General features: G+C 63.3%; 11 protein-coding genes. 1 reads left to right on the plus strand and 10 read right to left on the minus strand.

What is annotated here, in order from left to right:
* Nucleotides 1-19 precede the first annotated feature (19 nt).
* Nucleotides 20-340, plus strand: a complete 321-nt coding sequence (gene trxA, locus JWQ24_RS20320; protein ID WP_299811955.1) for a thioredoxin — start codon at nt 20-22, stop codon at nt 338-340.
* Nucleotides 341-400: 60 nt separating this feature from the next.
* On the opposite strand, the gene JWQ24_RS20325 is transcribed toward trxA, so the two are convergent.
* The 10 genes from JWQ24_RS20325 to JWQ24_RS20370 all read right to left on the minus strand — a co-directional run.
* Nucleotides 401-1,141, minus strand: coding sequence for a metallophosphoesterase family protein (locus tag JWQ24_RS20325; RefSeq protein ID WP_299811957.1), 741 nt, complete (start codon nt 1,139-1,141; stop codon nt 401-403).
* 39 nt (nt 1,142-1,180) lie between these two features.
* Entirely contained in the window at nt 1,181-2,509 is a 1,329-nt protein-coding gene (locus tag JWQ24_RS20330; protein ID WP_299811959.1) for a folylpolyglutamate synthase/dihydrofolate synthase family protein, read from the minus strand.
* On the minus strand, nt 2,506-3,438 hold the full coding sequence (gene accD, locus JWQ24_RS20335; protein ID WP_299811961.1) for an acetyl-CoA carboxylase, carboxyltransferase subunit beta: 933 nt from the start codon (nt 3,436-3,438) through the stop codon (nt 2,506-2,508). Before accD ends, JWQ24_RS20330 begins: the two co-directional genes overlap by 4 nt.
* A 104-nt stretch (nt 3,439-3,542) precedes the next feature.
* Nucleotides 3,543-4,379 carry a tryptophan synthase subunit alpha gene (gene trpA / locus JWQ24_RS20340; RefSeq protein WP_299811962.1) on the minus strand — a complete coding sequence of 279 codons (837 nt, stop codon included), beginning with the start codon at nt 4,377-4,379 and terminating at the stop codon, nt 3,543-3,545.
* Complete coding sequence (gene trpB, locus JWQ24_RS20345) at nt 4,379-5,593, minus strand: tryptophan synthase subunit beta (RefSeq protein ID WP_299811963.1); 1,215 nt, start codon at nt 5,591-5,593, stop codon at nt 4,379-4,381. Before trpB ends, trpA begins: the two co-directional genes overlap by 1 nt.
* The gene (locus JWQ24_RS20350) at nt 5,590-6,249 is read right to left on the minus strand and encodes a phosphoribosylanthranilate isomerase (protein WP_299811964.1); all 660 of its coding nucleotides are present in this window, start codon (nt 6,247-6,249) and stop codon (nt 5,590-5,592) included. Before JWQ24_RS20350 ends, trpB begins: the two co-directional genes overlap by 4 nt.
* Nucleotides 6,250-6,306: 57 nt before the next feature.
* Entirely contained in the window at nt 6,307-6,705 is a 399-nt protein-coding gene (locus JWQ24_RS20355) for a LapA family protein (protein WP_299811965.1), read from the minus strand.
* Between the two features lie 34 nt (nt 6,706-6,739).
* Nucleotides 6,740-7,045, minus strand: a complete 306-nt coding sequence (locus tag JWQ24_RS20360) for an integration host factor subunit beta (RefSeq protein WP_299811966.1) — start codon at nt 7,043-7,045, stop codon at nt 6,740-6,742.
* A gap of 168 nt (nt 7,046-7,213) precedes the next feature.
* Nucleotides 7,214-8,185 (minus strand): signal peptide peptidase SppA, encoded by a 972-nt coding sequence (gene sppA, locus JWQ24_RS20365; protein ID WP_299811968.1) that lies wholly within the window; start codon nt 8,183-8,185, stop codon nt 7,214-7,216.
* 338 nt (nt 8,186-8,523) lie between these two features.
* Nucleotides 8,524-9,406: S1 RNA-binding domain-containing protein (locus tag JWQ24_RS20370; RefSeq protein ID WP_299811970.1), on the minus strand; the 883-nt coding region annotated here is incomplete at its 5' end.

The following is a 9,406-nucleotide window of genomic DNA, read 5'->3' on the forward strand; positions in this document are numbered from 1 at the left end:
AGAAGTGACGAGGACTATCATGGCCGTTGGCAAGGTTTCAGACGCCGATTTCGAAGCGGAAGTGCTCAAGGCAACCGGCCCGGTCGTGGTCGATTTCTGGGCCGAATGGTGCGGCCCGTGCCGCATGATCGCGCCGGCGCTCGACGAAATTTCGGCTGCGCTGGGCGACAAGGTCACCATCCTCAAGCTCAACGTCGACGAGAACCCGAAGACCGCATCGAAGTATGGCGTGATGTCGATCCCGACCCTGATGATCTTCAAGGGCGGCGAGATGGCCTCCCGCCAGGTCGGAGCCGCACCGAAGCAGAAGCTGCAGCAGTGGATCACGGCTGCCGTCTGATCGCTTCTTCCTGATTTGAGGAACGGCCGGTGACCACGTCGCCGGCCGTTTTTCTTTGTCCTACTGAAGCCACCCCGTGGCGAGCGCGCTGGCCCATTCGGGCCGGCCGTTCTGCCGAGCCAGTACGGCCATGGCGGCGTGATCGTACGGCACCTGACGATACGTCACCTGCCAGTGGCCACCGCTGTCATCGAGAATCGCGTAGCAGGCATCCGGCGTCCCTGTTTCCACCGCATGCGGGAACGGCGCGACATCGCGATAGCCGGGACAGCCGACGCTGCCGGGATTCACGATCATCCTGCCGTCGCGAAGCCGCACGGTGCGCGGAATATGCGAGTGCGCGCACAGGATCAACGACTGCGAAATGCCCTTGGCCTGTTCCTCGATCGTCTCGATCGCCGCCATATGCACCACGCCGTCTGATGTCACCGCTTCCAGCCAGTAAGTGTTGTCGTCGGCAGGCGTCGCGTGACAGAGATAGACGCGCTCGCGATACACGATGCTGGGCGGCAACGCCCGCAGCCAGTCGAGATGCTTCGCCTCCAACTGGCCATGCGAGAAGCGGTCGGACGGCCACATGTCCTCAAGCCTGTAGTCGGTGAGGTAGCGATCGTGATTGCCGCGAACGCAAGGGGCGTCCATGCCCATCATGATCTCGATGGTCCGCCGCGCATCGAGCGGTCCGCTGGCCATATCGCCGAGATTGACGATATCGGCGATTCCCTGCGCGCTGATATCGGCTAGCACGGCTTCCAGCGCGAGGTAGTTGCCGTGAACATCGGCAATGGCAGCAAAGCGCATCGAAACTCCTGTCCCATTTCCCGTCGGGGAAAGAGAATTCTATGCAGGCGGCGTGCCATTTTCGGAAAGAACATGGCCGGCGAGGTACAGGGAGCCGGTGATCAGGATACGCGGCGGCACTTCGTAGGCAAGCCGCGTCAGCGATTCCAGCGCGGCTGAAACGCTCGCGGAAATCTCGACGCGCATACCGAGTTGCCGCGCGGCATCGGCGAGAGCTTCCGGCGTCATGGCACCCATGCGATCGGGGATCTGAACTGCGATGATATGGCGGGTCAGGCCTGCAAAATTGGCGAGGAAGCCGATCGCATCCTTGTTGGCCATCATGCCGGCGATCACCACGAGCGGCCGCGACACCCGTTCCTCGAGGTCGCCGAGTGCTGCGGCGACGACACGACCGCCATCGGCATTGTGGCCACCGTCGAGCCAGATCTCCGACTCCTTCGGCGCGATCTCGACGAGCTTGCCGGACGACAGCCGCTGCATCCGTGCCGGCCATTCGGCGCGCGCCACGCCGGTCTCGTAAGCGGCGACATCGATACGAAACAGATTGATCGCGCGCAAGGTCGCGATCGCCAGCCCGGCATTACCGAACTGATGCCGGCCAAACAGACGCGGCGCGGCGAGATCCATCAACCCGCGATCGTCCTGATACACCAGCCGGCCGTGCTCGACGCCGACATGCCATTCCTGCCCGGCGAAATGCGTGGCCGCGTGCAGCTTGCGCGCCGTCTGCTCGATCACCGCGGTGGCTTCCGGCGATTGCTCGGCGGAGATCACCGGCGCCCGGCGCTTGATGATGCCGGCCTTCTCGGCGGCAATCTTCAACAGCGTGTCGCCAAGAAAATCGGTGTGGTCGATGCCAACCGGCGTCAGCACGCAAGCCGCGGGCTTCTCGATCACATTGGTGGCGTCGAGCCGGCCGCCGAGGCCGACTTCCAGCAGCACGACATCGGCGGGATGTTTCGCGAACAGCGTGAACGCAGCCGCCGTTTCGACCTCGAACAGCGTGATCGGCTCGCCGGCATTGACGCGCTCGACATGTTCGAGCGTCGCCAGCAACTCGTCGTCACCGACCAGCGTGCCACTCAGGCGAATCGTCTCATTGAGACGCACGAGATGCGGCGACGTGTAGACATGGACGCGCAGCCCGGCGGCTTCACAGATCGCGCGCAGATACGCGATGGTCGAGCCCTTGCCGTTGGTGCCGGCGACATGGATCACCGGCGGCAGTGTCGCTTCGGGATTGCCCAGTTGCGCCAGCAGCCGCTGCATGCGGTCGAGCGAGAGGTCGATGGCGCGCGGGTGCAGCGCCGACAGCCGCGTCAGGATATCGCGAAGCTGCGACGGTGACGCGGCTGGCATGGTCACGCGTGCGCAGCCGGCACCGTTTCCGGGCTGATCGCGATGGCGGGCATATCGATCGGCATCGTGCGCGGCGCAGTTTCGATCGCCGGCGATTTGGTCAGGATGCGGCACAGTCGGGCCAAAGTAGGCTTCAGGTCGTGGCGATGCACGACCATGTCGATCATGCCGTGCTCTTTCAGGTATTCCGCGCGTTGGAAACCCTCGGGCAGCTTCTCGCGAATCGTCTGCTCAATCACGCGCGCGCCGGCAAAGCCGATCAGCGCGCCGGGTTCGGCGATCTGTACGTCGCCGAGCATCGCATAGGAGGCGGTGACGCCGCCGGTGGTCGGATTGGTCAGCACCACGATGTAGGGCAGCTTGGCGTCACGCAGCATCTGCACGCCGACGGTCGAGCGCGGCAACTGCATCAGCGACAAAATGCCTTCCTGCATGCGCGCGCCGCCGGAGGCCGCGAACACGATGCACGGGGTCTTCTTCTCGACGGCGATTTCAAACGCACGCACCAAAGCTTCGCCGGCGGCCATGCCGAGCGAGCCGCCCATGAAATCAAAGTCCTGCACGGCGACGACGGCGCCGGCACCTTCGATCTTGCCGTAGCCGACCTTCACGGAGTCATTCATGCTGGTCTTGGCGCGCGCATCCTTAATGCGATCGACATATTTGCGCTCATCGCGGAATTTCAGCGGGTCGGCCATGACGTCGGGCACCGCGACGTCGAACCAGGTCTCGTTGTCGAACACCGACTTGAGACGCGCTACCGCGCCCATGCGCATGTGATAGTTCGAGCCGGGAATGACGAACTGGTTCTGCTCGACGTCCTTGTAGAACACGAGTTGCCCAGTATCGGGGCACTTGATCCACAGGTTCTCCGGGGTCTCGCGGCGCAGGATGCTGCGAATCTTCGGCCGGACGACGTTAGTAAGCCAGTTCATATTGTTCTCCGCGTCGCTGAAAGTTGGCGTCGCTCTGATCTCGATATGGCGGCGCGGGCCGGGCCCGGCAACCGCCGTGGGGGTCTATGTCGCCAAATTGTGGCTTATTCTGCGGCCTGCTTTGCTCCGCGCACGCCCTGGGCAAGCGCAGCTACCAGATCGGTGACCGCACTGACGGTCGTGCCAGTAGCACGGCCGTCGGTATCCAGCGTGGCCCGGAGCGCATCGACCAGCACCGAGCCGACCACCGCGCCGTTGGCATGCACAGCGATGTCATGGGCCGCCTGCGGGGTGCGGATGCCGAAGCCGACGCAGACCGGAAGACTGGTATGGCGCTTGATGCGCGCGACGGCTTCGCCGACCGCGGAGGAATTCGCGCTGCCCGAACCGGTGATACCGGTGATCGAGACGTAATAGACGAATCCCGAAGTGTTCGCGAGCACGGCCGGCAGCCGCTTGTCGTCGGTAGTCGGCGTCGCCAGCCGGATGAAGTTCAGCCCCGCCTTCATCGCCGGCAGGCACAGTTCGGCGTCTTCTTCCGGCGGCAGATCGACGATGATCAGGCCATCGACGCCGGCCGCCTTGGCATCGAGCAGAAACTTGTCGACGCCGTAGATGTAGACCGGATTGTAGTAGCCCATCAGCACGATCGGCGTGACGTTATCGCCGGCGCGGAAGTCGCGGACCATCGCCAGCGTCTTGCGCAAGGTGGTGCCGGCCTTCAGCGCACGAATCCCGGCCGCCTGGATCGCGGGGCCATCGGCCATCGGATCGGTGAACGGCATGCCTATCTCGATGATATCGGCGCCGGCCTGCGGCAGCGCCTTGATGATTTCGAGCGAGGTGACGAGATCGGGATCGCCGGCCATCAGGAACGTCACGAAAGCCGCACGGCCCTCGGCCTTCAGCGTGGCAAAACGAGTATCGATGCGGGTGGTCATTACTTTGCTCCCCGCAAAATATCCGCGACCTGCGGGATGTCCTTGTCGCCGCGGCCGGACAGATTCACCACCATCAGGTGATCCTTCGGCAGCGTCGGCGCGAGCTCCAGCACCTTGGCAATGGCGTGCGCCGGCTCCAGCGCCGGGATGATGCCTTCAAGCTTCGACAGCAGCTGGAACGCGGCCAGCGCCTCGTCATCCGTCGCGGAGAGATAGGTAACGCGGCCGGCTTCGTGCAGCCAGGAATGTTCGGGGCCGATGCCGGGATAATCGAGGCCGGCGGAGATCGAATGGCCTTCCTGAATCTGGCCATCCTCATCCATCAAGAGATAGGTGCGGTTGCCATGCAGCACGCCCGGGCGGCCGCCGGCGATCGAGGCGGCATGCAGCTGCGTCAGGCCGTGGCCAGCGGCTTCGACGCCGAAGATCTTCACGCTGGGATCATCGAGGAAGGGATGAAACAGCCCCATCGCATTGGAGCCGCCGCCGATGCAGGCGATCAGCGAATCCGGCAGACGACCTTCGATCTCCTGCATCTGCGCCTTGGTCTCGGTGCCGATGATCGACTGGAAATCGCGTACCATCATCGGATAGGGATGCGGACCTGCGACGGTGCCGATGCAATAGAAGGTATCGCTGACATTGGTAACCCAGTCGCGCATCGCTTCATTCATCGCGTCCTTCAGCGTGCGCGCGCCGGCCTGCACCGGCACCACCTTGGCGCCGAGCATTTCCATGCGGATCACGTTGGGCTGCTGGCGCTCGACATCGACCGCGCCCATGAACACGATGCATTCCAACCCGAAGCGCGCGCACAACGTCGCCGTCGCCACGCCGTGCTGGCCCGCGCCGGTCTCGGCGATGATGCGCTTCTTGCCCATACGGCGCGCGACCATGATCTGGCCGAGCACGTTGTTGACCTTGTGCGAGCCGGTATGGTTCAGCTCCTCGCGCTTCAGATAGATCTTGGCGCCGCCGAGATGCTCGGTCAGACGCTGCGCGAAATACAGCGGCGAGGGACGGCCGACATAGTCCTTGAGATAGCCGTCCATCTCGATCTGGAAGGCCGGATCGGCCTTGGCGTCCTCATAGGCCTTCTGCAGATCGAGGATCAGCGGCATCAGGGTTTCGGCAACGAAGCGTCCACCGAAAATGCCGAAATGCCCGGAGTCGTCGGGGCCGGAACGATAGGAGTTGGGCAGAGCTGGATTCATGAGGCGGTCAATTCTTGGGTGGCGCGCGCGGCGCGAATGAAGTCGCGGATCATTTCGGGATCCTTGATACCGGGCGCGCTTTCGACGCCGGAAGAAATATCGACGCCGCCCGCGCCTGTCACGCGCAGCGCCTCGGCAACATTGCCGGCATCGAGGCCGCCGGACACCATGAAGGGCAGCGCAAGATCGAGGCCCTCCAGCAGACGCCAGTCGAACGGCTCGCCGAGCCCGCCCGGACGTGTCGCATCCTTGGGCGGCTTGGCGTCGAACAGGATACGATCGCAGATCGCAGCGTAGCCGGGCAAGGTTGCGAGATCGGCTTTGCTTCCCACCGCGATCGCCTTCATCACCGGCAGGCCGAACTTGTGCTTGATGTCGCGGATCCGCGCCACGCTTTCCCCGCCGTGCAATTGCAGGATCTGCGGCTGCAGTGCGTCGATGCTGTTGGCGAGCAGCGCATCATCGGCATCGACCGACAGCGCGACCTTGACGGCACGGCCCTTGGCCTGCTTGCCCAGCACGCGCGCGGTATCGAGATCGACATGACGCGGCGAGGCCGGGAAAAACACGAAGCCGACCATATCCGCGCCAGCCGCCAGCGCCGCGTCAAGCGTCGCGGGGGTCGATAGGCCACAGATTTTAACGATCAGGGACATGGTTCAAATGACCGCTGGCAGGGACGGAAACACAAGGCGGATGCGAATGGCCGGGTTCTACAACGTCGCGCCGGTCTTGTCTCGCTCCGAGGCCCCATAGCCCAGGCTTGCCGGGGCGGGGGATGGCAGCCGCTGCGGCGCCTGACGGGAGGCCGAGGCCACCTGCACGCGGAAGTCGGCCAGTTCGGTACGGGCGTGCCGTGCATCGGCCTCGTGCAGGCGAGCGGCGCGACGCCAGTGGCCCTGCCGGAGCCAGGTCGCCAAACCGCCGGCCATGACGCCGAAGATCGCCGCCAGAATGATGACCACGAACAGCGGCATGCTGACTCCGACCGATGGATTGGCGGAGTTGAACGGGTCGAACGACACCATCACGAAGTGACGGTTGGCGACCGCGAACACGATAAAAACGATCGCGACGGGGGTCAGGATCAGGGCCGAGAAAAATTTGCGCATCAAGGTCTCTCGCGTAAGGACGATGCGACCGGCTTCACGCGCTGGCTTCGGGAGCCCCGGCGTCTTTATTCAGTCGCTCGCGCATTTCCTTGCCGGTCTTGAAAAACGGCACGCTCTTCTGGTCCACCGGCACATGCGCGCCGGTGCGCGGATTGCGGCCCGCGCGGGCCGGTCGGTGCTTGACCGAAAACGCCCCGAAGCCGCGCAATTCGACCCGGTCGCCGCGCGCCAGCGCCGCTACGATCTCATCAAGAATCGCGTTGACGATGTTTTCCACATCCCGCTGGTACAGATGCGGGTTGTGCTCGGCTATGCGCTGAACGAGTTCGGATTTGATCATCGAGATGCAGGACTCTGTACGGGAAGGTGCATTTCCGTGAAAAAGCCTTGAGCTGTCAAGACGCTAAATGACTTCGAGGCGCTTAGAAAATGCCTGATCAAAGCCCGAAACACCGATGACGCCCATCACCGCAATGCAAAAACAGCAATCTGCGATGGGCATCATGCTTCAGTTGGTCCCGGCCGGCCGCCACAGCGCCAGCATGCCGTCCAGACTGAACTGCTCCAGCGCCTGACCGACGCCAAGCTGCTGCGCCATGGTGTTGAGGCCCACAGCATCGAGCGCGACGGACGCCGCAGCACGCAGGAAGGTGAGGTCGCCGAACTTTGGCGCCAACTTGAAATCGCGCACCGGCAGGTCGCTCTTGACCTTCTTCTCCGCCACCAGCCACGCCACCGCGGTCTTCTCGTCGCCGAGCTGATCGATCAGCTTGAGATCGATCGCCTGACGTCCGGTGAAGACGCGGCCATCGGCAACCTTCTCCAGCAACGCGGCGTCCATACCGCGGCGGGTCTGCACCAGCTCGCGAAACCAGGCATAGGAATCCTTTACCAGCGAATCCAGCGCCGCGCGGGCGGCCTCGCTGGTCGGCTCGAAGCCGTTCGGTGCAGCCTTCAGCGGCGAGGACTTCACTTCCTCGACCTGCACGCCCACGGTCTTCATCAAGCCGCTGAAATTGGGAAACTGGAACAGCACGCCGATCGAACCAACCAGAGAGCTCTGCTGCGCGACAATATGATCCGAGGCGATCGCCGCGATGTAACCGCCAGACGCGGCCAGCCCCTCGACCACCACGACCATCGGCTTCCTGGCCTTCAGCCGCATCAAGGCGTCATAAAGCTGCTCGGAGCCGGCGGTGGTGCCACCCGGCGAATTGATATGTACGACGACCGCCGCAGCAGATGACTTCTCCAGCCGCTCCAGCGCCTCGATGCGGTCGTTGTCGCTGCGGATCAGCCCCTCGATCTTGATGCGGGCGATGCTGCCGGACGATGCCAGCGCTGAGTTGCTCGACCGGGTCGCGATGACGCCGACGGCGACCACGGCCGCGATCGCCACCAATGCGGCGGTGACGCGCCAGAAGGTTAGCTTGCGGCGAATCCTGCGGCGATCGACGATCACATCGGAATCAAGCGACATCGAAAATCTCCCGGACGGCTCTGGTCGTGAATGGAAGGCAGCGCATGGTATTTGCGGACGCAAGCTTACCTTCGGGTCACTGAATTACATCAATTGCGACGCAATATGAAGAAAACAAGGTCGCCTCCCCCAATCCGGCTGAAAACGTTGGCTCAGACCCCGTCCCCGTCATTGCGAGGAGCCCTTGCGACGAAGAAATCCAGTTCTTCGCTTGTGGTCTACTGGATTGCCGCGTCGCTTCCGCTCCTCGCAATGACGGGGACGAGCCTGGATCTGGCCAACAAAAAGGGCCCCGGTTTGCACCGGGGCCCCAATTGGATTGACGAGAAAGCCGAAGCTTACTTGTCGGTACGCTGTTTAAGCGCGGTGCCGAGAATGTCGCCCAGCGTCGCACCCGAGTTCGAAGACCCGTACTGCTCGATGGCTTCCTTCTCTTCGGCGACTTCGAGTGCCTTGATCGACACCTGGACCTTGCGGGCCTTCTTGTCGAACTGGATCACCCGGGCGTCGACCTTTTCGCCGACGGCGAAACGTTCGGCGCGCTGATCGCCGCGCTCACGCGCGAGCTCGGAGCGCTTGATGAAGGTCGAGAAGTCGGTATCGACGATCTGAACGTCGATGCCGGATTCCTTGACTTCGAGCACTACGCAAGTGACGACAGCGCCCTTCTTGACGTCGCCCGGCTCGGCGAAGGGGTCGCCTTCGAGCTGCTTGACGCCGAGCGAGATACGCTCCTTCTCGACATCCACATCGAGGACGATGGCCTTGACCATGTCGCCCTTCTTGAAATTGTCGATGACCTGCTCACCCGGCTGCTTCCAGTCGAGGTCGGAGAGATGGACCATGCCGTCCACTTCGCCGTCGAGACCCAGGAACAGACCGAACTCGGTCTTGTTCTTGACTTCGCCCTCGACGGTCGAACCGGTCGGGTGACCTTCGACGAAGACCTCCCACGGGTTGCGCATGGTCTGCTTGAGGCCGAGCGAGATGCGGCGCTTGACCGGATCGACTTCCAGCACCTGCACTTCGACTTCCTGCGAGGTGGAGACGATCTTGCCGGGATGGACGTTCTTCTTGGTCCACGACATTTCGGAAACGTGGATCAGGCCTTCGATGCCCGGCTCGAGCTCAACGAACGCGCCGTAGTCGGTGATGTTCGTCACGCGGCCCTTGAAGCGGGCCTGGACCGGATACTTCGCGGCAATGCCTTCCCACGGATCG

It is taken from the genome of Tardiphaga sp., assembly GCF_028290495.1.
Taxonomy (GTDB): Bacteria; Pseudomonadota; Alphaproteobacteria; order Rhizobiales; family Xanthobacteraceae; genus Tardiphaga.

Coding starts and splice junctions, on each gene's coding strand:
- JWQ24_RS20325 (WP_299811957.1), bottom strand. CDS start 1,141: ATGCGCTTTGCTGCCATTGCCGATGTTCACGGCAACTACCTCGCGCTG.
- sppA (WP_299811968.1), bottom strand. CDS start 8,185: ATGTCGCTTGATTCCGATGTGATCGTCGATCGCCGCAGGATTCGCCGC.
- trpA (WP_299811962.1), bottom strand. CDS start 4,379: ATGACCACCCGCATCGATACTCGTTTTGCCACGCTGAAGGCCGAGGGC.
- JWQ24_RS20355 (WP_299811965.1), bottom strand. CDS start 6,705: ATGCGCAAATTTTTCTCGGCCCTGATCCTGACCCCCGTCGCGATCGTT.
- trxA (WP_299811955.1), top strand. CDS start 20: ATGGCCGTTGGCAAGGTTTCAGACGCCGATTTCGAAGCGGAAGTGCTC.
- JWQ24_RS20350 (WP_299811964.1), bottom strand. CDS start 6,249: ATGTCCCTGATCGTTAAAATCTGTGGCCTATCGACCCCCGCGACGCTT.
- trpB (WP_299811963.1), bottom strand. CDS start 5,593: ATGAATCCAGCTCTGCCCAACTCCTATCGTTCCGGCCCCGACGACTCC.
- JWQ24_RS20360 (WP_299811966.1), bottom strand. CDS start 7,045: ATGATCAAATCCGAACTCGTTCAGCGCATAGCCGAGCACAACCCGCAT.
- accD (WP_299811961.1), bottom strand. CDS start 3,438: ATGAACTGGCTTACTAACGTCGTCCGGCCGAAGATTCGCAGCATCCTG.